The 24,955-nt window shown below is 60.8% G+C and carries 21 protein-coding genes; 10 read left to right on the top strand and 11 right to left on the bottom strand.

Annotated elements, in window-relative coordinates; genetic code table 11:
• The first annotated feature begins 4 nt into the window (after window positions 1–4).
• From C4S72_RS21965 to C4S72_RS21955, 3 genes are read left to right on the top strand one after another with little or no spacing between them, the layout of a single operon-like run.
• Entirely contained in the window at window positions 5–319 is a 315-nt protein-coding gene (locus C4S72_RS21965) for a hypothetical protein (RefSeq protein ID WP_104005344.1), read from the top strand.
• Window positions 312–1,367: a CobW family GTP-binding protein gene (locus C4S72_RS21960; RefSeq protein ID WP_104005343.1), complete on the top strand. Its 1,056-nt coding sequence runs from the start codon at window positions 312–314 to the stop codon at window positions 1,365–1,367. Before C4S72_RS21965 ends, C4S72_RS21960 begins: the two co-directional genes overlap by 8 nt.
• Entirely contained in the window at window positions 1,360–2,610 is a 1,251-nt protein-coding gene (locus C4S72_RS21955; RefSeq protein WP_200826864.1) for an ABC transporter substrate-binding protein, read from the top strand. Before C4S72_RS21960 ends, C4S72_RS21955 begins: the two co-directional genes overlap by 8 nt.
• Window positions 2,611–2,934: 324 nt before the next feature.
• Here the strand turns inward: C4S72_RS21955 and C4S72_RS21950 are convergent, their stop codons facing one another.
• The 9 genes from C4S72_RS21950 to C4S72_RS21910 form a co-directional block, all read right to left on the bottom strand.
• A complete protein-coding gene (locus tag C4S72_RS21950) occupies window positions 2,935–4,302 on the bottom strand; it encodes an amidase (protein ID WP_104005342.1) in 1,368 nt (455 codons plus the stop codon).
• Window positions 4,303–4,326: 24 nt separating this feature from the next.
• Window positions 4,327–5,013, bottom strand: coding sequence for a DUF2848 domain-containing protein (locus tag C4S72_RS21945; RefSeq protein WP_104005341.1), 687 nt, complete (start codon window positions 5,011–5,013; stop codon window positions 4,327–4,329).
• 18 nt (window positions 5,014–5,031) lie between these two features.
• Complete coding sequence (locus C4S72_RS21940; protein WP_104005340.1) at window positions 5,032–6,312, bottom strand: TRAP transporter large permease; 1,281 nt, start codon at window positions 6,310–6,312, stop codon at window positions 5,032–5,034.
• Between the two features lie 16 nt (window positions 6,313–6,328).
• Entirely contained in the window at window positions 6,329–6,943 is a 615-nt protein-coding gene (locus tag C4S72_RS21935; RefSeq protein ID WP_104005339.1) for a TRAP transporter small permease subunit, read from the bottom strand.
• Between the two features lie 12 nt (window positions 6,944–6,955).
• Window positions 6,956–8,002, bottom strand: a complete 1,047-nt coding sequence (locus C4S72_RS21930) for a TRAP transporter substrate-binding protein (RefSeq protein WP_104005338.1) — start codon at window positions 8,000–8,002, stop codon at window positions 6,956–6,958.
• A 211-nt stretch (window positions 8,003–8,213) separates the two neighbouring features.
• Window positions 8,214–9,113, bottom strand: a complete 900-nt coding sequence (locus tag C4S72_RS21925; protein WP_104005337.1) for a LysR family transcriptional regulator — start codon at window positions 9,111–9,113, stop codon at window positions 8,214–8,216.
• Window positions 9,114–9,186: 73 nt separating this feature from the next.
• On the bottom strand, window positions 9,187–10,053 hold the full coding sequence (locus C4S72_RS21920; RefSeq protein WP_104005336.1) for a CobW family GTP-binding protein: 867 nt from the start codon (window positions 10,051–10,053) through the stop codon (window positions 9,187–9,189).
• Window positions 10,043–11,677, bottom strand: a complete 1,635-nt coding sequence (locus C4S72_RS21915) for an amidohydrolase (protein WP_104005335.1) — start codon at window positions 11,675–11,677, stop codon at window positions 10,043–10,045. Before C4S72_RS21915 ends, C4S72_RS21920 begins: the two co-directional genes overlap by 11 nt.
• Window positions 11,674–13,080 (bottom strand): sodium/glutamate symporter, encoded by a 1,407-nt coding sequence (locus C4S72_RS21910; protein ID WP_104005334.1) that lies wholly within the window; start codon window positions 13,078–13,080, stop codon window positions 11,674–11,676. The genes C4S72_RS21915 and C4S72_RS21910 overlap by 4 nt, the downstream gene beginning before the upstream one ends.
• A gap of 230 nt (window positions 13,081–13,310) precedes the next feature.
• Here C4S72_RS21910 and pdxR point away from each other — a divergent pair, with 230 nt between their 5' ends.
• From pdxR to C4S72_RS21890, 4 genes are all read left to right on the top strand, one after another.
• On the top strand, window positions 13,311–14,777 hold the full coding sequence (gene pdxR, locus C4S72_RS21905) for a MocR-like pyridoxine biosynthesis transcription factor PdxR (RefSeq protein WP_104005333.1): 1,467 nt from the start codon (window positions 13,311–13,313) through the stop codon (window positions 14,775–14,777).
• Between the two features lie 117 nt (window positions 14,778–14,894).
• Window positions 14,895–15,647, top strand: coding sequence for a sulfite exporter TauE/SafE family protein (locus C4S72_RS21900; RefSeq protein ID WP_104005460.1), 753 nt, complete (start codon window positions 14,895–14,897; stop codon window positions 15,645–15,647).
• Window positions 15,648–15,690: 43 nt separating this feature from the next.
• Entirely contained in the window at window positions 15,691–16,455 is a 765-nt protein-coding gene (locus C4S72_RS21895; RefSeq protein WP_104005332.1) for an SDR family oxidoreductase, read from the top strand.
• A 23-nt stretch (window positions 16,456–16,478) separates the two neighbouring features.
• Window positions 16,479–17,852, top strand: a complete 1,374-nt coding sequence (locus tag C4S72_RS21890) for an aminotransferase family protein (RefSeq protein ID WP_104005331.1) — start codon at window positions 16,479–16,481, stop codon at window positions 17,850–17,852.
• Window positions 17,853–18,052: 200 nt separating this feature from the next.
• Here the strand turns inward: C4S72_RS21890 and C4S72_RS21885 are convergent, their stop codons facing one another.
• Window positions 18,053–19,084, bottom strand: a complete 1,032-nt coding sequence (locus C4S72_RS21885) for a DUF481 domain-containing protein (protein WP_200826863.1) — start codon at window positions 19,082–19,084, stop codon at window positions 18,053–18,055.
• A gap of 291 nt (window positions 19,085–19,375) precedes the next feature.
• Here C4S72_RS21885 and gspK point away from each other — a divergent pair, with 291 nt between their 5' ends.
• Window positions 19,376–20,362, top strand: coding sequence for a type II secretion system minor pseudopilin GspK (gspK, locus tag C4S72_RS21880; RefSeq protein ID WP_160115571.1), 987 nt, complete (start codon window positions 19,376–19,378; stop codon window positions 20,360–20,362).
• A 148-nt stretch (window positions 20,363–20,510) separates the two neighbouring features.
• On the opposite strand, the gene C4S72_RS21875 is transcribed toward gspK, so the two are convergent.
• Window positions 20,511–22,544, bottom strand: a complete 2,034-nt coding sequence (locus C4S72_RS21875) for a PhoX family protein (protein ID WP_104005328.1) — start codon at window positions 22,542–22,544, stop codon at window positions 20,511–20,513.
• Between the two features lie 212 nt (window positions 22,545–22,756).
• Here C4S72_RS21875 and C4S72_RS21870 point away from each other — a divergent pair, with 212 nt between their 5' ends.
• Both C4S72_RS21870 and C4S72_RS21865 read left to right on the top strand, forming a co-directional pair.
• Window positions 22,757–24,496 carry a bifunctional UDP-sugar hydrolase/5'-nucleotidase gene (locus C4S72_RS21870; RefSeq protein WP_200826862.1) on the top strand — a complete coding sequence of 580 codons (1,740 nt, stop codon included), beginning with the start codon at window positions 22,757–22,759 and terminating at the stop codon, window positions 24,494–24,496.
• Window positions 24,493–24,954 carry a type II secretion system protein N gene (locus tag C4S72_RS21865; protein ID WP_104005327.1) on the top strand — a complete coding sequence of 154 codons (462 nt, stop codon included), beginning with the start codon at window positions 24,493–24,495 and terminating at the stop codon, window positions 24,952–24,954. Before C4S72_RS21870 ends, C4S72_RS21865 begins: the two co-directional genes overlap by 4 nt.
• Window position 24,955 lies beyond the last annotated feature (1 nt).

The following is a 24,955-nucleotide window of genomic DNA, read 5'->3' as shown; positions in this document are numbered from 1 at the left end:
GCTGATGTGCGGACTGTGCGGAGCCCTAGGTGGCGAAAGCCACTGGAGCGCGACCCATACGCTTGACCCCGAACAAGCCGCCGATGAGCGTCGGCGCGAGCGGGCTTACCGGATCGCGCTGATCAACAGTGTGCTGGAATCGGCCCGGGTGACGGTGAAGGACTTTCAGAACACCAGTTACCTGATATCTACGGCTACAGGTAAACAGGCGCTGGCCACCGACCTGGGTGAGATCTGGCGCGCGGTCGCAGATCTGACTGGGCGCGCGGTCGATCCGCTGTCGGCGGTCTTTATCGGCGAGGAGCAGGCTAATGGCTGATCTGGATAACAGGATTCCGGTCCATGTGATTACCGGCTTTCTCGGCGCCGGCAAAACGACTTTGCTGAAGCGGGTGCTGCGTGACGAGGCCTTCGGCGATACCGCGGTGCTGATCAACGAATTTGGCGAGGTGGGGCTGGATAACCTGCTGTTGGGCGATCTTGAGCAGGAAGCGGTGCTGCTGAAAAGCGGCTGCGTCTGCTGCACCATCCGTGGAGAGCTGTCCGAGGCTTTGAAAAAGCTGTTGTCGCAGCGTGAATCCGGGGAGATTCCTCCTTTCCGCCGCATTATCCTTGAGACCACAGGGCTAGCTGATCCCGGCCCGATCAATTCGACCCTGGCCGCCGATACTGTGCTGCGCAATCAGTTGAAGCCGGCGGCGGGTATCTGTCTGGTCGATGCGCAGAACGGGTTGGCCAGCTACGAGTCTTATCCGGTCTGGACCGACCAGGTGGCGGCTGCAGACAGAGTCGTGCTTTCGAAAGTTGCCCAGGCGGAGTCTGCACAGCTGGATAAGGTTCGGGAGATTGTTCAGCGTATCAACCCTGCGGCTGAACTGATCAGTGGCGAGGTCGAGCCTGCTCAGCTGGAGAACCTGTTTGTCGGCGTCTCGGGCGGCAAGCAGTGGCGACCGGTGCAGATTCAGAGCTGGCTGGGATCCCCCGCCTTTTCCGCGTTTTCTAATAAGCAACAGCCTGCAGGCCAGCACCTGGATGGTATTGCGTCTTTCCGCCTGCAGCTGGATGGTGAGCTGGACTGGACCTGCCTGGGTATCTGGCTGTCGCTGCTGCTTGACTGCCACGGCGCCAATCTTCTGCGCGTCAAAGGGGTGTTGCACCCCAAGGACAGTGAAGTCCCGCTGGTGCTGCACGGCGTACAGCACACGGTGTATCCGCCGGAGCTGCTGACCCAGTGGCCCAAGGAAGAGCGTGACTCATACCTTATATTTATCACTCGCAATCTTTCAGAGGTTACAATAAGGCGTTCGCTGCAAACATTTATGGAAAGCATCAGCCGTTTCCCCGCGCCAAGGATCCTCAATGGCTAAATCTGCGACAACCTCTTCATCGCAATCGCCGGAAGCACCGAAAACATCTAAAGCACCGGCGATTCTTAAAGGAGCCCCGGTGCTGCGTGTGCTGGGTACCTCTGTGACCCTGCTCGACTGCATTCGCGATCAGGCACGCAAGGATCTGGGGATCGATATTCGCTTTGAGGTGCTAGACGGTGTGGAAGCGCAGACCCGGGGCGTGCTGTCGCCGGAGTCGTTCGATATCTACGACCAGTGGTTCCACAACGTGGACTTTATCTGGCCCGCCTCGGCGGTGCAGCCGATCGATATCAAGCGGATCACCCACTGGGAAGAGATCAACTCGCTGCCGAAAACCGGCCGGATCACCCTGCATGCGCCGCTGGGCGATGGCTGCAAGCCGGTGGACAGGCTCTACGTGCAGCCGGATGGCAACTTTGGCCCGCGCCCTACCGGCAAAATCACCATGCTGCCTGTCAGTCACAACGCCGACAGCTTCGGCTACCGCCGGGATCTGTTGCCCGCGGACCTGATTGCCGAAGAGGAAAGCTGGGGCTGGCTGGTGGATGAGCGCTGCTGTGGCCTGGTCGGTCTGCAGAGCGACTGCGCGATCGGTGCGCTGGATGCCGCGCTGGCCGTGGAAGCGAAGGGTCTGGCGAAGTTCAAGGATATCGGCAACCTGTCGATCGAAGAGATCGATCAGCTGATCGAATGCCTTATAAAGCTGAAACGTAAAAATCATTTCCGCTCCTTCTGGAGCGACCATTCTGCCGCGGTCGAACAGATGAAGCAGGGCGCCGTCGGCATCGAAAGCCTCTGGTCCCCGGCCCTGATCGAGCTCAAGGCGCAGCAGCTCGACCTGCGCATGGCGGCGCCCCGCGAAGGCTACCGCGCCTGGTATGGCGGCATGTCGATCTCCCGCTGTGCGACCGGCAGGGTGCTGGATGCGGCTTACGACTACATGAATTGGTGGCTGTCCGGCTGGCCGGGGTCGATGATCGCCCGCCAGGGTTACTATATCTCCAACCCCCAGCGTTCCCGGCCGCTGATGTCCAAGGCGGAATGGGATTACTGGTACGACGGTAAGGCGGCCAGCGAGGACCTGCCCGGCGTGGCGGGAGGCAAACCGGTTATCCGCCAGGGTGAAGTGCGCGAAGGCGGCAGCTACATCCAGCGCATGAGCCAGGTGGCGGTGTGGAACTCGGTAATGGACGAGCACAACTACCTGGTACGCCGCTGGCACGACTTCATGTCTGCCTGATCGAACCCCTGACCACCGCTCCTTCCCTATACATATCAGGCCGAGAATGCCGCTTATCAAGCCGGCGTATTCCATTGGCTGAAGTGAACCGCACAGACCTTTGACGGATAAACCGGATCGGCTGGATAACCCGCACCCTGGGTTATTCAGCTGTTTTACGGGATGGCTGGGTTTGTGATTGGCGGGCAAAAAAACGGGGTCTGACTGGTGCAAGCCGACCCCGAAAAAAGCCTGCACCTCACCAGAGAGGGATAGAAGTACAGGTTTGGCGTACTGCCCGTGAAACGGGCAGTACAACCGGCAACGAGTGCTATTTAGTCAGGCTTAGCCGATCGATGTCTCTGTCTGAGTTTCGATCAGAGCTTCGATACGGCGTGCCAGGGCCAGCAGCGCCAGATCCTGGCCCTGGGGGCGGGCCAGCATCAGGCCGATTGGCAGTTTTGCCTGTTGCGGCTGCCAGGGCAGAGAGATCGCGCTGGCATCCAGGTAGTTGAAGACATTGGTGTTGTGAAGCGCCATGCGGTTGGCCGCATGGAAGGCGGCGGCATCCTTTTCCAGCGTGGCGATGGCCGGCGGCAGAATCGGCACCGTCGGCAGAATCACTGCATCAAAGCCGCTGCTCTCGGCGGCGAACTGCTGCTGCAGCTTGCCCCTGGGCAACAGGCGCTGGGCGTAAACCCAGGCAGGCAGTTCCAGACCACCCTGCAGACGATCGCGTACGAACGGATCGTAATCCTCGCCCTGGGCTTCCAGGCGCTCCTTGTGGATCGCAATCGCCTCCGGCACCACCAGACCGCCGGCCTGGTTGATGGCATAGACCTGATCCACCGAATCGAACGCCAGCGTCTCGATCTGGTGCCCCTGCTGGCGCAGCAGCTCCACAGCCTGCTCGAAAGCGGCCGCCACCGGCGCTTCCAGATTGTCGATCAGCGCACCGGCCGGGATCGCCAGACGCAGCTTGCGATCACCGATGTCGGCGTCGCTGACTTCGGTTTGTGACAGTACCGACCAGAGCCTTGCGCAGCAGTCTACGCTGGCGCCCATGGGGCCGACGCAGTCCAGACTCGGCGACAGCGGGAAAGCCGCATCACCGGGCACGCTGGCCTGGCTCGGTTTGAAACCGACGATGCCGCAGAATGCCGCCGGAATGCGCAGAGAACCGCCGGTATCGCTGCCCAGAGTCCCCAGCGCCAGACCATCGGCAATGGAGGCCGCGCCGCCGGAGGTGGAACCACCGGTGATCAGACTGGCATCGAAGGGGTTTTCCGGCGAACCGTAATGCGGGTTCAGGCCAAGCCCTGAGAAGGCGAACTCGGTCATGTTGGTACGACCGGTAAACCAGGTGCCCGCCTCGCGCAGACGCGCCACGGAGGGCGCGTCCTCGGAGGCTGCAGGTGCTGAACTCAGCACCTTGGAACCGGCGCGAGTCTGCTCGCCCTTGACGTCAAACAGATCCTTGATGCTGATCGGAATGCCGCCCAGGGCGCCCTGGGCGGCGTGCTCCGGTGCAGTGCTCTGGCTGATATAGATCTTTGCCAGACGCTCGCTGTTCATCCCCTGCTTGCGCTGTTCCAGCGCTGTGGCCAGCTCCGCCGGAGAAAAATCCCCGGCCTTGAAGGCGTTCAGCGCATCGGCGATGCGACGCTGTTTCAGCGCACCGCTTAAGAACGCTGAGGCTTTTTCCACGCTCATATCGACTCCTTGGCTGATCCTGGATTACACGGCAACCGGCAGTGTTTCCAGGCTGTAGTCCAGACGGATGCTGCGGTTCAGTACCGGGTCGGTCAGGCTGCCGGAGAACGACGGGCTCATGCGGATACCGCCGATGGCCGGTACCGTACCGCACAGCATGGCGGTGTTCGGCAGGATGCCCTGGTTGTCGCGCAGCTCTTTCGGCAGGCGCTCCAGCAGCGTCGGGATATCCAGCAGTTCGGCCAGGGTGCCGTTCTGGTATTCAACCCGGGCGCCCTGCTCTTCGATCTCGCTGCCAAGGCGCAGCTGATCCCAGTGCGGTGCTACCTCTTCCAGCGGCCAGGCTTCCTTGGCCAGCGGCTTGACGCAGATCTGCTTGGAGAACGCCACGCTGTAGCTTTCCAGCTCACGGTCGGTGTGGTCGGATGCAAGGGATACGAACAGACGACGGTTGGCGTCAGCGATCAGCAGCACTTCGGCTTCACCGGAGCTGCCCTCGCCCAGCACCTGGACCTTGTCGGCCTGGGTCAGCTGCTGCGGATCAACACGGTAGAACAGCGGCGTGGTGGACGGCGGCTGTACGCCGAGTTCGGCAAGCTCGTCGATATGGTGCTGCACGCCTTCCTGGTCGCGGCCGGCCCAGCCGGCGATCGCCAGGTTGTCGATGCTGAATTCGGTCGCCTGACCGTTGACTGACAGATTGAGAATCATGGTGTTAGAACTCCAAAATCAAAGCGTTTCAGGTAACCAGAGAGCGATAGCCGGGAAGGCGATCAGCAGCAGGGCAAGGATCAGCATGGCGACGATATAGGGCAGCGTGCCCAGCACCACATCGCTGAATGGCTCGCCCCGTCGCGCCGATTGCACGATATAGAGGTTGAGGCCCACAGGCGGTGTGATCAGCGCCATTTCGACGAAGATGATCATGATGACGCCGAACCAGACGGCATCGAAGCCGGCGCCAAAGATGATCGGCGCCACGATCGGGATGGTGATCACCATCAGTGACAGCGTCTCGATGAAGAAACCGAGCACGATGTACATCAGGATCACCGCGAACAGCAGCTCGTAGTTGGAGAACTCATGGGCGTTGAGGAACGCGGTGAGTACCCGCGGCAGGCCGGCGGCGCTGATGACGAAGTTCAGGAAGGAGGCCGCCATGATGATGAAGATGATCATCGAGGTGGTCTTGATGGTGCCATCCAGCGCTTCGAGCAGGGTTTTCCAGTTCAGCTTGCGGTTGATCGCGGCCAGGATCATCGAGGCGACCACGCCGATGGCGGCAGATTCGGTCGGCGTCGCCCAGCCCATATAGATCGAGCCGACGATGGCCGCGAACAGGGCCAGCAGCGGTACCAGATGGATCAGGTCGCCGAAACGCTCACCCCAGCTGGAGCTGCGGCGCGGACCGCCCAGTTTCGGGAACGCCAGGCACAGGGCCATAGAGATCAGCATGAAGATCATGGCCAGCAGCAGACCGGGGATCAGGCCCGCCATGAACAGTGACGGGATAGAGGTTTCGGTCAGGAAGCCGTAGATGATCAGGTTGATCGACGGTGGAATCAGAATACCCAGGGTGCCGCCGGCAGCGATGGTGCCGAGGAACAGCTTGGGGTCATAGCCCAGCGCACGCTGCTGCGGCAGCGCCACGGTGGAGATGGTGGCCGCCGTAGCGACGGAGGAGCCTGAAGTGGCGGAGAACAGCGTCGAGGTGACCACGTTGGCATGCAGCAGGCCGCCCGGCAGCCAGGATAGCCAGTGATCCATGGCGCGGTAGGCGCGCCCGGCGATGCCGCTGCGGACGATAATCTCGCCCATCAGCACGAACAGCGGAATCGCGATCAGCAGGAAGGAGTCCGCCGCCGACCAGAGGTTCTGTCCCAGTGCCTTGAGCAGCGGGAAGGGTGAAAAGAAGGTGCCGACGCCAAACGCGAGCAACAACAGGGTTACGGCAACCGGGATGCTGAGCAGCAGCAGCCCGAGGACGCCTACAGAAAGGAATCCAAGCATGGAGGTGCTCCAGTAATTAGCTTCGGGACTGACCGCTTGCGGCCGGATCCCGGGTGGTTTCGTCGTCGTCGGCAGGCAGGTCCGGTTCGATACCGGCCAGGGCATCGATGCGGCCCGCGTCTTTTTGCAGCACGGCGAGAATCACCCGCAGCGACAGCACAACGCTGACGAACGAGAACCAGACATAACCGGCAAACCAGACCAGCTGCGGAATCCACAGCGGTGTTGCCAGGGATGTATTGGCCAGCGAGTTGTTGCTCAGCGATTTATCCAGCACCGGCCAGGCGTACCAGCTGATTACCAGGCTGACAAACGTCAGCGAGAACAGCGCGATAACATCCAGCGTGGCGCGCCCGGCGGCGGGCAGCCGGTTGTGGGCGATATCGATACGGATATTCGCCTTCTCATACAGGGTGTAGGCGAGGCCCCAGGAAGAGAGAATCGCCAGCATGTAGCCGGAATACTCCTCAACCCCGTGCAGGGCCAGGCCTGCGAACTTACGCATCAGGATCGCCGCAACGATAAAGGCGATGGTCGCCAGCAATAGCATGCCGAGCGACCAAGCCACGTAGCGGGATGCGCGTCGAGTGAGAGCGATCAGTTGATCGTTCAGGGCAACAAGAGCGTGCATCACGAACTCCGGTTATTTAGCGGTCAGGCCGACCAGGCTGCCGACCTGCTCGTTCCACGCCTGCTCGGTGGCGTCATCGACACGGGCAACCCAGGCCGGGATAACCGTTTCCTCAAGCAGCTTGCGGGTCAGCTCGAAGTCTGCGTCGGTGGCTTCCACCAGCGTCATGTTGGCGGCTTCACCCTTGGTGCACTCGGCAGTACCGGTCAGGCAGGCGATACCCTGCTGGGTGTCGACTTCGGCGTTGGCCCAGACCTTGTCGGCGAACTCGGTATCGATAGCGCTCTGCAGGCTCTGCTGCTCGGCTTCGCTGAGGCCGTTCCACTTGTCGTTGTTGATCGCGGTGATAACGTAATCCCAGCCACCGACCGGAACCGGCAGCAGGTGGGTGGCCATTTCATACCAGCCTGCGCTGTAACCGGACAGGGAGCCGGTAACGGCGCAGTCGATGACGCCACGCTCAAGGCCTGCAGGCACTTCGTTGAAGGCGATGCCGACGCTCTCGCCACCCAGGGCGTTGATGAACTCGGAGGTGGTGCGGCCGCTGGCGCGTACTTTCTTGCCGGCCAGGTCAGCCAGGTTCTCGATAGGTTTGTTACAGAAAACCACCTGGGATGGGTAAGGCACGATGGCCAGCACATGGCTGTTGAAGCGCTTGTTCATGGCGCTTTCCGCAATCGGAGTGAATGCCTCGGCAACCTTGCGTGCAGTCTCAACATCCGGCGCGATCAGTGGGAAATCCAGTGCTTCCAGCTCCGGCGCATCCTGTACGGTGTAGTCCGCGACCGTCATACCGACGTCGAACATGCCGTCTGACAGGTAGCGGTAAACGTCACCGCCAGGGATACCCATCTGGTCAAAGGTGGTCATCTGGACATTGAAGCTGGCATCTGCGGCGGGCAGAGCCTCGTTCCAGAACGGCTGCTCAAATTTCTTGTACAGCTCCAGGCTGCTCCAGCTACCGACGACACTCAGATCTGCAGCCTGCGCCTGTGCACCCAGCACCAGGCCAGATGAAATCGCGGAGACGGCAGCAATCGTTTTTACGCTCTTGATCATGCGACGTACCTCATTTTTGGACTTTATAAATATATGCGAGCAATGGTTTTTTGCTCGAGGGGCACTTCGCTGGCTCAGACATGCAGCACTGACCAGCTGGATATGCAGTAGACCTGCACTTATATGTTGGTTAGTGACATTTATTTAAGAAGGAGAGAGAGTATAAGTCCAATCGATCTTTTTGATTTTTGACGATAGGTAAAACCTTTCATCAGCGGTAGAAATCCACCGCCTTTTCCTTATCGAAGGAGACCGCGTGGGCTGAGATTGCCTCTGCAATGTAAGAGTCGTGGCCGGGGGACCAGAGGGAATAGAAGTTCAGGTTGGGCGGGGAGATCGGCATATCCACCAGGCTGAGCTCGCCTCGGGCCAGCTCCGGCGCACAGATGACCGGCGGAATAACGCCGATACCGAAACCCGCCATGGCAAGGCGTACGATGGTCCACAGGGAGCCGGAGTTGTGCACTTTGATATGGCTGAGGCCGGCGCCGTAGAGCAGCCCCTGGAGTTCGAGAAACGGCCGCGAATCGCGCGGATAGGTGAGCAGCGGGTAGCGCTCCAGAAGTTCCTTGCTGGAGCCGACGCTCTCCAGCAGTGACGGACGTGTGATAAAGCTGACCGGGTAGCTACAGAGCCGCTGGTGCAGGCTGTCTTCGAGCTCCACGGGGCCGGTGACAAAGGCCAGGTCCAGCTCATGGCTCTGCAGTCGCTGCAGCAGGCGGGTGGTGGTATCCACCTCCAGCTCCAGCGTCATCGCCGGGTAGCGCCCCGACAGATCGGTGAGAAAGGCCGGCAGCCAGCTGTGCACGATGGTTTCAACCACGCCCAGGTGAAAGGTGCCGCTGAAGCTCGACTCTGGCTGGAACGGCAACAGCGCCTTCTGCCGCGCCTGCAGCATCTTTTCGGCATGGCGGAAAAACTCACGGCCGCGCAGGGTGGGTTTGATCGGGCGTTGGTTACGCTCAAGGATCTGCTCCCCCAGCGTGTCTTCAAGCCGGGCGATCCGGTCCGAGATTGAGGGTTGGGTCAGGTGCAGGTGGCGCGCAGCCTGGCGGAACGAACCCAGGCGCACGATCCAGACGAAAGCCTCCAGCTCTTTGAAATCAAACACCCTTGGCTCTCCTGCTGCACTCGATGCGGTAATTGTGAAGCCAATTACCGCTGACGGAAAGAGCTAAGCCACCTCAGGTCAGCTGTCGCACTCGCTGCTCCAGCTCAGCAAAACGCTCAGTTTTCAGGCCAATACAGACCAGCTGCCCGCCTTTGCCCTTGCGCAGGCTGGGCGTACAGCGCAGCTGACTGCCGGAAAACTGCAGCACCTGCGCCCTGTCGCTCTCCTCGATGGCGAGGATCCCCTTGGCGCGCAGTAAAACGTCCGAGTAGTCGCTGAACAGGCTTTGCAGCTTCTGCTGGCTGAGCGGTGCTGTGCAGTTGAGGGTAAAACTGTGCATTGGCCCTCCGCTGATGGCGCGCTTGCTTACCGGTGTAGGCTCAGAGGTGGTTTCCACCTGTTGCGAAGCCTCAGGGTTAAGCTCGCTTAGCTGGGCCAGTAGCGGTGCCGCCAGGTTTTCGTCGGCGGGCAGGCGGTTGATCAGCAGGCGATGAGCGCTGCGGATCTGGGCGTGCCAGATCTCGCCGGTGTAGCGGTCATCGCGGTGGCGCTCAATCTGCCCTGCATCCACCAGACAGTCGATATGGGCGTCGGCCAGACGTGGCGACACCCGGGCGATATCGGCGATACGGGCGGGCTCGGCCACGCCGCTGGCTTCGATATAGATCGCGCTGGGTGGTTTCTCCCAGCTCAGTACCTCCGCCAGCTGGTCCGCCAGGGTTCCCCCCAGAGAACAGCAGGCGCAGCCGTTGGCAAGAGTAAGTACTTGCTCCTCCTCGGCTTCAATCAGGTCGGCATCGATATTGATGCGGCCGAAATCGTTCACCAGGATGATGCTGTTGGCCGGTAGACCCTGACGGATCAGCCGGTTGAGCCAGGTGGTCTTGCCGGCGCCGAGAAAACCGCTGATCAGCGTCAGCGGTATCGCCTCAGCGAGCATCGTAGACCACGCCTCCGAGCACGGTGCCGAGCACCTGGATATCCCGCAGTGCGTGGGGATCCACCTCCAATGGGTTTTCCGCCAGCGCGACCATGTCCGCCTGCTTGCCGATCTCCAGGCTGCCGATCATATGATCAAGCTTCAGCGTGTAGGCCGCATCCAGGGTGATCATGCGCAGCGCTTCCTCGACGCTGACCTTCTCCCGGTCGCCGAGCTGTGCGCCCGAGGAGGTTTCACGGTTGACCGCACACCAGGCGGCGAACAGCGGCCCCAGCGGTGTCACCGGCGCATCGCAGTGCACGGTGGTGGTGATGTTCAGTGCCCGTGCCGAGGCCAGGGGCTCCAGGCGCAGGGCGCGTTCCGGGCCGATGGTGCGGTCGCGGTGGATATCGCCCCAGTAGTAGAGATGGTTGGCGAACATGTTCAGGCAGACACCGAGCTTGGCGGCGCGCTTGAGCTGGGCATGATCGATGATCTGGCAGTGCTGCAGGGTATGACGGTGATCGGCACGGGGCCAGAGCGACAGCGCCTCTTCCAGTGCATCCAGCGCCAGTTCCACCGCTTCATCGCCGTTGGTATGGATATGCAGCTGCATGCCGGCCTGATGGTAGCTGTGGATCATCTCCACCATCGCTTCCGGCGGTGCGTTCCACATGCCGTTGGGATGACCGTCATGGTAATAGGGCCACTTCAGGCGCGCGGTGTAGCCCTGGATGGAACCATCGGTGACCATCTTCACCGGGCCAAACGCCAGCTTGTTATGGCCCTTGTCCTGCACCGAGTGCATCCGCTCGATACCCGCTTCCGGGGTGTACGCCATGGAAGCCAGCGCCGGTACCAGGCGCACCGGGAACTCATCGCTGCCGGTGGCGGCCTGGAGATGATCCATGGAGGCTTCATTGAGCGGGTTGATCAGGTCGGTGGTGGTGGTGATGCCCACATTGGCAGCGGCATTGGCAAAACGGCGCAGCGCCCTGGCATCGTTACCCTTGAGCAGATCGAAACTCAGCTCAAGAGCCGAGATCACCGCGTGCATGGCGGCCAGCTCCTGCAGCTCCCCGGTGGGCTTGCCGCTCTCATCGAGGACGATCCCCTCGACACCGGCATGACGATCCAGGTCCGCTGCTTCCACGGTGGCGCTGTTGACGCTGATCACGTGGAGGTTGGAGTGAATTACTACCACCGGGCGGTCACTGACGGCGGCATCGATCACTTCACGGGTCAGGCGGGCGCCATCGAAGTAGATCGGGTCGAGGCCCCAGGCGATCAGCGGCTGATCTGCCGGCAGCTGGGCGGCCTGCTCGCGCAGGCGCTCCTGCATGGCGGCAAAGGAGGTCACGCCGCTCCAGATCTGTCCTTCCGGGTCCTTGCGCTCGAAGTAGCCGAGGTAGACATACTCCCACATGGCGCCTTCCAGCGCGTGAGCGTGGCCCTCGACAAAGCCGGGCAGCAACGTGGCATCGGCGTAGCGCTCATCCAGGGTGTAGGGCGCGAAGGAAGCCAGGCTTTCCAGTGAGCCCACACCGAGGATGCGGCCGTCGCGGACGGCGACATGGGTCGCCTCCGGCTGTGACGGATTCATGGTGATGACGTTGCGTGCGGAGAAAATCCTGGTGTTACTCATGCCTGTTTGGTTTCCATGCCCTGGGTTGAAGTGGAACGGGAGCGTCCGCGCAGCAGTAGCGGTACACAGCAGAGTGCTACCAGCGCGGTGCCGCCATAGACAGCGATGTAGCCGCCCATGCCCATGGAGGGAACGATCGGGGCGAAAACAAACAGGATATGCAGGTTCACCAGGATGATCGCCAGGTTGAAGAACGCCAGTTCCTTGGGTACCGAGGTGCTGAAATTGGCATCCATCATGCGCAGAAGCAGCAGGCCGGTGCCGGTGGAACCGCAGCAGCAGCCGAAGGCGGTGATGCCGCGTTCATAGCCCAGCGGTCCGCTCATCTTGCCGAGCAGCAGGCAGAAGAACGCGGTGACCAGGGTGACCACCAGGGAGATCAGCAGGATCGGCACCAGCAGAGCCGACAGCACCGCAAACTTGATGCACATAACGGTACCGACCACCATAAGGTCCACGGAGGAGCCGGTGATTCGCTTCAGGGTTTCGTCATCGACGTAGTGGTCCAGGCCCAGACGGTCGATCACCATGCGCATGACCACCGCGACGAACAGACCATGGATAAAGAACAGGTTGAAGCTGAACAGTACCGATACGTTGATACCCAGCGGCTGCCAGCCTTCTACCACCGGCTGCATGGCGCTGAGCCAGATATAGGTGATCAGGTAAGCCACGCCCAGCAGCGCCAGGTGATAGGCCAGGTTATCCACGTTCGCCGGATGGGAGACCAGGCGACCGGACGAGGGCGCTTCTTCACGGGTGTAGAAGCCGGAGATAAAGTGGGAGTCGATCTTGGAGGCCTGGTTGGCGTTGAGCCCCTTCTTGATGACGTAACGGGCAAAGGGAATACCGACGCAGAAGGCGACGATAAAGCCGAGCGATGCGTAGATCAGGCCGACCTGTGCCGCGTTGGCGATCGCGTATTTGTCTTCCCAGATACCGCCGTAGGTCAGTGCCTGACCTGGACCCTGGGTGAAACCGTGGGTGATGATCGCACCCAGCCACTCGCTGAGCGACTGGCCGGATACCGCCGCGTAGCCCTTGGCTACCAGCAGGCCGATAACGCCCTGCAGGCCCAGGCTCAGCGTCCACATCAGCGTCAGCCAGAGGCCGCCGCGCACGATGCTGCCACCGCTAAGGCTCTTGTCCTTGCTGGAGCCGGTCAGGCACAGGGACATGAAGCTCAGGGTAAACAGGTGGAAGGTCAGGGCGGTGAAATCCTGGGGCGAGAAGCCCGGAATCAGGTCCAGCGACAGCAGGACAAAGCCGATCACGCCGCCGATGATGCTCGACGGGATCAGCGAGCGTCGCAGCAGCGAAATGCGAGTGCGAAGGACGCTGCCTATAAGCAGCATGGTGGCGAGCAGCGCAAATGCGATCACGCCGTGAAAGGTATCACCCATAATGACCTCTACGTCGAAATTGGAGCCTTGCCGGTCGTCTGTACTGACCGAAAGAAGTTGTGCTCGGGGAGGCTGAAACAGCCTTTCAGCCTGGCTATATCCACCTTAGAAGGGGCATGCTACTCTGCTATAGATCCAGATTTGACACCTTATGGGGCCAGTTGCCCGGTTTGGCGTAGAAGTTGCTCCAACTTAATGCAGTAGCCCTCCTCAGTGATTTTTAGTGCCCCATGATCGAACATTTCCTCGCTTTCGACTTTGATCCGAACCGTACGCTGCAGGAGCAGATTCGTGAGCGACTGGTGGATGCGATCCTGGCGGGGCATATCCCGGTCAGTGAGCCGATGCCCTCCTCCCGTGGCCTGGCCAAGCAGCTGGGGGTATCGCGCAATACCATCGTGCTGATCTACGAAAGCCTGGTTGAGGCGGGTTATCTGGTCTCATCCAGCCGCCGCGGTTATTTCATCGCCCCCGCCTTTCATGAACCGGATCTGCTCAAGGGGCAGCGTGGCCGTAACCAGAAAGGGCCGGACTGGAACCGCCGCTTTGTCTGTAAACCCAGCAGCGAGCGCAATATCGTCAAGCCCAATGACTGGCGCAGCTTCGAATTTCCGTTTATCTACGGCCAGATTCAGCACGACTTCTTCCCTATCGAGCAGTGGCGCGACTGTGCCCGCCGAGCGCTGACCGGCGCCGGTGCCCGCGACTGGATCCATGATCGGGTCGATGCTGACCACCCGGCGCTGATCGAGCAGCTGCGCACCCGCCTGCTGCCCAAGCGTGGCATCTACGCCGAGCATGGCGAGATACTGATCACCATCGGCACCCAGAACTCGCTCTACCTGCTCGCCAACCTGCTGCTCGACAGCAGCAAGGTGGTGGGGATCGAAAATCCTGGCTTTCGTGATGCCCACAATATCTTCCGTAATTTTGGCGCCCGGCTGCAGCTGCAGCAGGTGGATGACGAGGGGATTGTGATCGATGACCGGCTTAAGGGCTGTGACTATATCTGCCTGACCCCCAGCCACCAGGTGCCCACCGGGGTGGAGATGTCACGGGCGCGTCGGCAGCAGTTGATGAGCCTGGCCAGTGAGCACGACTGCATCCTGATCGAGGATGACTACGACGCCGAGATCAATATGAAGGAAAACCCGGTGCCGGCGCTCAAGGCGAACGACCCGGACAACCGGGTGATCTACGTGGGCAGCCTCTCCAAGTCGATTTCGCCAGGCCTGCGTATCGGCTTTATGGTGGCGGATGAGTCGCTGATCTCGGAAGCGCGTGCCCTGCGTCGCCTGATGTATCGCCACCCGGCGACGAACAATCAATACTTGACCGCGCTGTTTCTCTCCCAGGGTTATTACGATACTTATCTGCGTAAGATCCGCGAGCTCTACTTCAGCAAGCGCGACCGCATGTCCTCTGCCATCGCCCGTCACCTGCCGCATCTCTATTCGCCGGCGGGGCGCGGCGGTTCCTCCTCGTTCTGGCTGAAAACCCCTGAGGGCGTGGATACCGAAAAGCTCTCCTGGCAGGCGGCCCGGAACGGGGTGTTGATCGAGGAGGGCAGCATCCATTTCTTTGAGCCCAACCCGCCGAAAAACTACATGCGGCTTGGCTTCTCGGCCATCGCCACGCACAAAATTGAGCCAGGGATCGAGCTGTTGCGCCACACCTTGGATCACTACCAGTCCTGAATCTCAGACTGGACCCATATTCTCTTCTATCTGGATCTATCAGCTCTCCCCTCCTACCCCCTAACGTTGGCTGGAGCGCGGCAGCCGCTGCGCACTCTCTTTTTTGACTGGCGTGTGATGTCCTCATTTCTAGCGATCGATAACCTGGCCTGGGCGATTTTGCCTGTTTTCGTGGCGGCGCTGGTGCGCGGTTATACCGGCTTTGGCTATGCCGCCATCGCCATCACCGGGCTCAACCTGATCTGGCCACCGCAGCAGAGCGTGCCGGTGATCCTGATCCTGGATGTGATCGGCACCCTGGGGCTGCTGCGTGGCGCCTGGCCCGATGCGGATCGCGGCGTCATGCTGCGTATGGGCAGCGGCGCCCTGGTGGGGATTCCCTTAGGTCTCACGCTGCTGATCCAGCTGCCTGAGCTGGCGTTGAAGATCGGTATCAGCGTGGCGGTGCTGGTGATGACGCTGATGCTGCTGCGCAAGACCGAGAAAACCGCAGTGGAGCGCACCCTGGTCACCCGGTTTATGGGTGTGCTTTCCGGCGGCTTTACCGCCGCCGCCTCGGTGGGCGGTCTGCCGATCGTCAGCTACCTGCTGAGCATGCCGCTGACGCCGAAGGTGCAGCGCGCCACCATGGTGATCTTTCTCGCCTGTATCGATCTGCTGGCGCTGCTGTTGCTGTGGATAAGTGGCGTGATCGACGCCGGTATCTGGGTACCGCTGCTGGCGCTGCTGCTGCCCACCTGGATAGGTGTGCAGCTGGGACAGATGGCGTTCCACCGCCGCCAGCCGAGTTCGTTTCATCCCGTGGCCGTGCCCGTTCTGGTGATGCTGTCACTGAGCGGTCTGGGCACCGGCCTGTATCAACTGGTTTAAGCTTTTTTAGAAAGTTTTTGGATTTACGTTTTTAGGAGTTTTTATGACAGATACCGTACTGATTACAGGCGCAACCTCGGGCTTTGGTCTGGCCTGCGCACGCCGTTTCGCCAGCGCTGGAGGTTACCGCCTGGTGCTGACCGGACGTCGTTCCGAGCGTCTGGCCGATATCGCCAAAGAGCTGGGCGAACAGTGCGAAGTACACACGCTGACCCTGGATGTCACCGACCGTGAAGCGGTTGTGGCCGCGCTGACCTCCCTGCCGGAGGCCTTTGCGCAGGTGAAGATTCTGGTCAACAACGCGGGTCTTGCGCTGGGCACAGGCCCTGCCCAGGAGTCCAGCCTGGAAGACTGGCAGCGCATGATTAACACCAATATTGCCGGCCTGACCACCGTGACTCATACCCTGCTGCCGACCCTGATCGAACAGGGCAAGGGCGCCAGTATCATCAATATCGGTTCCATCGCCGGTAACTGGCCCTACCCGGGCGGTAACGTCTACTGCGGCACCAAGGCGTTTGTGGAGCAGTTCTCCCATGCGCTGCGCTGCGATCTGGCAGGCACCGGTGTGCGCGTAAGCAACCTGGCGCCGGGCCTGGCGGAAAGCGAATTCACCCTGGTACGCACCGGTGGCGATCAGGCGGCTTCCGACAAGCTGTATGCCGGCACCAATCCGATCAAACCGGAAGATATCGCTGACTCTGTGTTCTGGATCGCGTCTCTGCCGGCCCATCTGAACGTCAACCAGCTGGAGATCATGCCGGTCTCCCAGGCCTGGTCACCTTTTTCTATACATCGTGAATCATAAGCCTCAGGGCTCAGGAGAGATTTATGAACATAAAAGCTGATGAAGTGGCGAGCCTGAAAGCGCTCGACAAGGAACACGTTTGGCACCACATCACCCCGACCGCGGCCGCCAAAGCCGGTGTGCCGCTGTTTGTCCGCGGTGAAGGCCTGCAGCTCTGGGATAGCGAAGGCAAGGAATACCTGGATGCTTCCTCCGGTGGCGTCTGGGTTACCAACGTCGGCTATGGCCGTCGTGAGATCGCCGATGCGGTGCACGAGCAGCTGTGCGCGCTGAACTACTTCTCTGGCGCCGCTGCCACCAAGCCGGGCGCCCTGTTTGCTGATGCGCTGATCGACAAGATGCCGGGCATGAGCCGCGTTTACTACTCCAGCTCAGGTTCCGAGGCCAACGAGAAAGCGTTCAAGATGGTGCGCCAGATCGCTGCCAAGCATTACGGCGGCAAGAAGCACAAGATCCTGTTCCGTGAGCGCGATTACCACGGCACCACCATCACCGCACTGAGCGCTTCCGGCCAGAACGAGCGTCGCGAACAGTTTGGCCCGTTCACTCCGGGCTTTGTTGAGTTCCCGCACTGCCTGGAATACCGCAACCAGTATGGCAACGACGTGGACTACGGCGTGCGTGCTGCCGAAGCGATGGAAGAGGTGATTCTGCGTGAAGGCGCGGATACCGTTGGCGCAGTGATTCTGGAGCCGATCACCGCCGGTGGCGGTATCATCCTGCCGCCGCAAGGCTACTGGGAAAAGATCCGCGAGATCTGCGACAAGTACAACGTCCTGCTGATCATCGATGAGGTGGTCTGTGGTCTGGGTCGTACCGGCGCCTGGTTCGGTTACCAGCATTACGGCATCAAGCCGGATATGGTCACCATGGCCAAGGGTGTGGCTTCCGGCTATGCACCGATCTCCTGCACCGTGACCACCGAGAAGGTCTACGAGCTGCTGAGCGAGGCCGAAGGCGATCACCTGGGCTTCTTCCGCGATATCTCCACCTTCGGTGGCTGCACCTCAGCACCGGCTGCGGCGCTTAAGAACATGGAGATCCTTGAGAACGAAAACCTGATCGAAAACAGCGCCCGCATGGGTGAGCGTCTGTTGGCCGGTTTCGAAACCCTGAAAGCCAAGCACCCGGTTATTGGTGACGTGCGCGGCAAGGGCCTGTTCTGCGGTATCGAGATGGTGGCGGATCGTGAAACCCGCGAACCTGTTCACGAGTCGGTATCTGCCGCTGTGGCTGGACGCTGCAAGGAGCTGGGACTGCTGATCGGCCGTACCAACCGCAGCATCGCCGGCTACAACAACGTGCTGAACTTCGCGCCGGCGCTGGTGATCACTGAAGCCCAGGTCGATCGCATTATCGAAGTGCTGGATCAGGCGTTCAGCGAAGTCTGCGCCTAAGCCCTGCTGTTGAAGTAGTGGTTTTCCGCTGACTGAGAGCCCCGGTTTTCCGGGGCTTTTTTTGTCCACAACCCTCCTTCCACGCGCAAAAACTGTTTTATCCACAGCCCTTGCGGAGACGCTCGCGTTCGCCCGCTTCCCAATGCCAACCTAACTTATACACAGCCCAAGCGCGTCGTTAGCGCAGGCAAACAGCTCTATCAGAGCGTCCACGCCAGCGAAGCGGTGTATTTGAAGTCGTTGTTTTCTTCCTCATCGGTAACGGAGTTGTATTCGTTACTCAGCCCCACCTTCAGCGCCACACCCATATAAGTGTTCAGGTCGAGAATCCAGTCCAGCGAGCTCAGGTTACGCACCTCCGAAGGGGCGTTCAGGTTGGGGTAAAGGGTATTGGCAAACTCCACCCGCTGGAAATCGTTCATCTTCCAGCGCGTCTCCAGGCCGAACATCGCTTCCGGGATCGGCTCATCGTCCTCACCGCCAAAAGCGCGCTGGAAACCGAGACCGGTTCGGCCCAGCACCCGCCAGGTCGGTGTATTTGAGAACTCATAACCCACACCGCCGTTGGCGTTGATGCGGTATTCCCACTCATTGAACTGATCCACATCGACACGTCCCTCGGCAAAGCGGAACCAGGGAGAGTTGGGTAGCAGCCAGTCGCGGTTGACCGAGGCGTAGAAGGAGTGGTCCGACAGCTCATGATCGGACTGGGCGCGGAAGTAGTTGATGCGGTGATTGATACGGGTATCGCTGCTCTCGTATTCGGCGGTGAACGACAGGTTGCCCTGCATGCTGTCGGAGTTGCCGCTGCTGCCGGCAAGGCCCAGGTCCAGCCGCCTTTCCCAATAGGAGAGCCAGCCGGTGCCGAAAAGTCCGAAATCCTCCTCAAGCGCCTGCTGGGTATCGATAGCCAGGCGGATCTCGGCGCTGTCTATATCGTCGATATCCACAATAGGCGTTTCGATGGCCGGGCTTTCGGCTGAGGCTTCCGTTTCTGTTTGAGCTTCCATTTGGACTGCGACGGCGGCGTCGGAATCCAGCGCGACAATATTGGAGCGGGGCACGTTGATCTCCCCCAATACCGGGCTATTCAGCACGACGCTCTGCTCGTTTTGCTCAATCAACTCGCCGCTAAGATGGTCGCCGTTATCCAGCTCGATGCTGACATTGCTGGCCTGGGCCGCCGTCGCTAGGAAAGAGGTCAATAACGCGAACACTCGGTAAAACAACACATAAACTCCCTGGAAGAGGTACAGGTTTGGGTAGACAAGTGCCAGGGGGAAGTGTTCCGGAGAGTTCTTGATCCGCTAAGCAGGCTGTCGCTGGTTCCGGCCATTTTACCGCTTTTGTCCGCTGAAAAGGGCCTTCGGTCACCAGACAGTCATCTATCGCGCGTTTACTAGCGGGTTGTGTTAACGCCGGAACGCCCGCAGATGCCAGATACCCGCCGATCGTCAGTCACTAACTTGCCCCCGAACCCAGGCCTGCCAGGGTCTCTAGCCGGTTCACGCAAAGTCCGGCCATTGCCGCCTCAGCGTGGCGTTGCCCTGTTGATGGTGCTGTTTGCGCTGGCGCTGATTGCGCTGGGGCTGCCGGTGGTACTGGAGCAAAGCCGCACAGAGGTTAAGCAGATGCAGGGCCTGCATGATGGCCGTCAGGCGCTGGCGCTGCATCGGGCTGCACAGTTGCTGGTAGAAGAGGGGCTGACCGAGCGGCGCTGGCGTGAAAGCGCCCTGTTCAGCAAGGCATTGCAGGGGCAATGGCTGGATATGTCGCTGGCGGGGATCGATACCGAACTGGTGCCCGATGCCTCGGTGCGCATTCGTCTGCAGGACCGGCGCGCCTGTTTTAACGTCAATGCGCTGGCGGGCCCCGAGGCGGCCGAGGCCCGTGAACAGCTGCTCTTCCTGCTGAGATCCCGCGGCGCGGGCGATGCTGAACAGTTGGCAGACCGGCTGGCGGACTGGGTCGATGCCGATAATCAGCGCATGCCGCGCGGTGCCGAGTCGCAGGAGTATCTGCAGTCTGAGCCGGCGAGGCTGCCCGCACAGACGGCTTTGGTGGATATCAGTGAACTGAACCTGCTGCTTCCCGCGGACAGCAGCAGGAGCTGGCGCTACCCGGAGCTTTGCGCCCTGGCCGACACCGGTGCCTGGAAGCTGAACCTGAACGCGCTGACGCCTGATCAATTGCCACTGCTGGAGGCGCTCTACCAAGGTGAGGTATCCACCTCGGTGCTGAGTCGTCTGCTGCTGAGACGCCCCGAGAAGGGATATGCCGATGCCGAAGAGGTACGTGCCGTACTGGCAGGCGCAGGTGCGGAGCAGATAAGTACAGTGCTGGGTGGACTGTTGCTGAATTCGGAGTTTTTCCGCTTGCAAACCGAGGTTGAGTTAAACGGAGAGCGCTATACCTATCAGCAGGATCTACAGGCGCGTGGGGTCTCCAAGTGGGCCGCCCTGGTGCCGGCGCAGCGGATCAGTTGGCAGCTGCGGCAGCGCTTATTCTGAGAATTGGTCAGCCAGTCGAGGAGTATGACTCAGGCCAGAATCAGTTCACTCATCGGTTTAAGCCTTGATAAGAAACAGATCGGCTAGCCGTATTTCAGCCACAAAAAAGGGGATGCCTAAGCATCCCCTTTTGCGTTTTCTTTAAGGCTTAGACGCCGATCGGGCCTCCGTCTGCTTTCTGGATAACCACGGTGGAAGCACGCGGACGCACGGTGGTGCCGTCCGGAGTGACTTCGGTGGCATCGTCAGAGTACGGCCAGTTACCCGGGTGCTGGATGTTGACGAACATTGCAGTGTTGTCTGCGTTGAACGCCAGGCCAGTTACCTCGCAGCCGTTCGGGCCGACGAAGAAGCGCTTCAGCATCTCCTGGTTTTCGGCAGTGATCACGGTCTGGTTGCCGTCAGCGTCGACAACGTTGGACGGTACCACGGCGAGAACCTGGTCGTTGGTGTCGTCAGCAACGTCGGAACCGTTGTCGGTCTCGATCCACAGGATACCGCGGCTGTCGAAGCCGAGGCCGTCAGGGCTGGCGAACTCGTTCAGGTCGGTCAGGCCGGACAGGTTGGTGTCGGCATCGGCAGAATCGTTGGAACCGAATACGAAGATATCCCACTCGAAGCCGGACATGTCGTCAGCTTCGGTCCAGCGAATGATGTGGCCGTATTCGTTGTCGATACGCGGGTTGGCAGCGTTAGCTTCGGTACGACGGGTGTTGTTGGTCAGGGTGAAGTAAACGTCGCCGTTCAGCGGGCTTACGGCACACCATTCCGGACGGTCCATCGGAGTAGCGCCCAGCGCATCCGCAGCACCACGGGTGTTGAGGATGATGCTCGGCAGGTCGCCGAAGATAGAACCCAGAGTGCGGCCATCCTGGGCAACGCTGTTGGTGGTCAGCGGCATCCATACGCCGGTGCCATCTTCATCGAAGCGAGCAACGTAGAGGGTACCTTCGTCCATGTACTTGGCGCCGGTTGCCAGACGGTCGCTCGGGTTGGCATCAGCCGGATCCCACAGCGCGTTGGAGACAAACTTGTAGATGTACTCGAAGCGGGAGTCATCACCGGAGTAGAACACGACCGGCTTGCCCTCTTCCAGTTTGCCCGGCCAGCAGCCTTCGTGACGGAAGCGGCCCAGCGCGGTGCGCTTAACGGCGCGGGTGCTGGCGTCGAACGGGTCGATCTCAACGATGTAGCCGAAGGTGCTGGCTTCGTTGCGGTAATCCTGGGTGGCATCGGCGCCAGTCGGGGTGACGTCCCAGCGGGTGAACTCACCGTCAACCTCGGTAGCATCGCCAGCCGCGGTATCCCAGCCGTAGCGGGTGCCGGAAGTGCTCAGACCGATACGTGACTGTTCTTCGGTTAGCGCTGCAGTGCTGACGAAGTAGCCCGGCCAGTTCTCTTCACAGGTCAGGTAAGTGCCCCAGGGAGTGTAACCGTTACCGCAGTTGTTGTTGGTGCCGCGGGTCTGGGTGCCGTTCAGGGAGAACGGAGTCACCAGGTGGTCGGTACCGGCCATCGGACCTGCGATATCCATAACAGAGTCGGAAGTGAAGCGACGGTTCAGCGGATCGCTGTCCACGACAGACCAGTTGCCGTTAGTGCGCTGGATGCGAACGACAGCGACACCGTGGGCGTAGATCTCTTTACGTACTTCGTCGACCGGGCGGTTGCCGCTGCCATCGGTGGTAGCGCCGGCCGGGTGCAGAGCGTCCTGATCGATATATTCGTGGTTAACCACCAGCAGGCCGTCGTCAGCGCTGCCGTTGATCGGGAAGAAGTGCATGCCGTCGTGGTGCATGCCCATGCTGTTCAGCTGGTCGGTGAAGGTGTTGGTACCGTCATTTTTCCAGGCCGCGGCTGAGCTGTTCAGCGGAGTACCCCAGGGAGCCAGTACAGAGGCGGTGTAGCCAGCAGCTACCGCGCAGCCATCGGTTTTGGAGCCGGCGATGGATTCAAACGCCAGCTTGATGCTTTCCAGAGTTTCTTCACTGACGGCGTTGTTATCGTCGTCGTCATCATCGCTGTTACAACCGCTCAGGGTCAGGCCGGACAGAAGTGCGATAGCGGTACCCAGACCACCGCGCATTACGGTGCGACGAGACAGGTTTTTCTCCAGTACTGAGCTGAAGGGCTGGTTGTCGCTGTGGTTGTGAACAGTGTCGGTGGTAGTGAATTTACTCATGAAATTCAGGCTCTCTTTGACAGGATTGAAATTACCCCGGGGGGTTCGAAAGGCCGCAATCTTAAGGACGAAACATGATGGAAATTTGACTGTTATGTCTCTGTTTTATTTCGTTTCTATTGCTTGTCTGTGATTTGAGCCGTTGTAATCTCCCCGCCATCTTTCGCTCTTAGAATCCTTTGCCTTCGTGATTTTGAGTTGTGGAAAGACCTTTGATTTACGACCGTACACGACGCCGATTACTGCACTGGCTGGGTGCCGGCATGGCCGTTCCCGCCCTGGCAGGCTGCGCGGCGCGGCAGGAAATATCCCCGCAGGCCTCAACCGCTTCAGGCTCCGTCAACGCGGGTGCCGAGCTGGAACTGCTTTATTACGCCGACACCCTGGATACGCGCGCTGAAAGGCTACCGGCCCTGCCGGCTCTGCGGCTGGGTCCGCCGTCGCGTCAGGGCCAGGCGCCCTGGCTTACCGGCAACGCGGCTCGCTCACAGTTAGCGGGTGCAGATACGCATGTAGTCGACTGGTTCGACGCAGGTGCTCAGGCGAAGTCTCAGATTCAGGTTGGCGGCTATGCCTGCCTGGGCGCACTGCTGGATCAGCTGCGCCGTGAGGCCGACAGCCGTGGCGTACAAACCCTGACCCTGGAAAACGGCCAGTGCTGGAACGGCAGCGGACTGGCTTACCTGACCCAGGGTGAAAGCGGCGTTCAGGGCAGCAGCCTGTTGGGCAGTGAGATCCGTGTCAGCAGCGAAGAGCGCAGCCTCTGGCCAGACCGCGCCGCGCAACTTTATGCCCAGGCGCAGCGCGCCGGTACTCAGACACTGGCCGGGGCGCTGGATGACAGCGCCCGCTCGGCCCTCGGTATCAAACCCTACCAACTGCTGCAGCGTGGTGGCATCGATATCGCCGTGGTGGCCGCCACCGACCCCTATGCATTGGATGAGCAACGTTCCCTGAAAGAGTGGTTCGAAAGCCTCAGTCAGCAGGTGCAGCTGGCGCGTCGCGAGGCGGGTCTGGTGATTCTGCTGGCTGATACCGGCACTGGCCCGGCGCTCTGGCTGTCGCAGCGCCTGGAGGGGGTGGATCTGATCCTGGCTGCCCGCGGACAGACGCTCTGGCCGCAGTTGGTTGGCGAACCCGGCCGTGCGCCGGTGTGCCTGCCCGGCTCAGGTGGCACCGGGCTGTTTCGCATCCGTATCGTCGGTGCTGCAGAAGGCTGGCAGTTCCAGGCTGATTATCTGCCGGCGCTGGTGGAAAAGCTGGACTCCGTCGGGCGCGAACAGCAGTTATTGTTGCAGCAGCGCCTGGATCAACAGCGTGCGCTGCATGCAGCCTGGCTCGATCAGCCCGTCGCCAGGGCTCCGGCGGAACTGCGTCGTAGCGATCTTTTCGGCGGCAGCTGGGATCAGCTGATCCATGAGGCTCTGAGCCATGAAGAACAGGGTCAGGATTATGCCGGCACGACCGTGCTGCCGGGCTGGCGTTATGAGGTGCCGCTGGCGGCGGGAGAGTGGATCCGTCGGGAACATCTGCTGATGCTCAGCGCCAGTGCCGAGGCGCGGCTGGTGGAGTTTGAGGCTGATATGGATGGTCTTGAACAACTGCTGGAACAGAGTGCCGGTCAGCTGTTCACCGAGCCGCTGCTGCTGGATACCTCCGAAGACCTGCCACGTATTCTGGATTTCGATTACCGCTTCGACTATGGCCGTGGCCGCCGTATTCATCAGCTGCACTGGCGCGATAAGGCGCCGGCGCTGGGGCTGGATGGCCGCATGAACTGCAGAACCCTCGCCCGGGGCAATGGCGGCGATGGAGAACCGCTGTGGCAGAGGTTGGAGCAGTATCTGCGCGGCCGCCCCGAGAACTGGACGCTGCAGACGTTGGCTCGTCCCCAGGTGCAGTTTGTTGAGGGGCATCCGGGCTGGCCGACGGCAGCCGGAGGCCCGGCGTGAAACTGGCGATCGGGCTGCTGCAGCTGCTGCTCTGCCTGCTAAGCGGTTGGCTGCTGGCGCAGACGGTGCTGGCATTTTGGCACTCGCCGAATGCCGAGCTGCAAGGGCCTCAGGCCTCTGTTGAACCGACATCGCCTCTGCTTACCCAGTCTCTGCTTGTTGAGTACTGGCAACCCCGCGACATCAGTCGCAAACCCCCATCGGATAGTTTGCCCACAACCCAGTTGCCGTTGCGCTGGCTGGGACAGCTGCGCGAGCAGCAGCTGGCGCAGAGCATCGTTGTGCTGGGTTATGGCAACGAGCGACTGGTGCTGGGGCAGGGAGACCGGCTGGCGCCAGGTATCCGCCTGGAGCGGATCGACAGCCAGGGGCTGATTATCGATAACAACGGACGACTCGAACGTTTCGCCTGGCCGCAGCTGCAGCCCCTGGCAGGCGTACGCAGGCTGGATGGATAGA

Source organism: Marinobacterium lutimaris, assembly GCF_900108065.1.
GTDB classification, from domain to species: Bacteria; Pseudomonadota; Gammaproteobacteria; order Pseudomonadales; family Balneatricaceae; genus Marinobacterium_D; species Marinobacterium_D lutimaris.
This window is presented reverse-complemented; position numbering and strand designations above follow the sequence as displayed.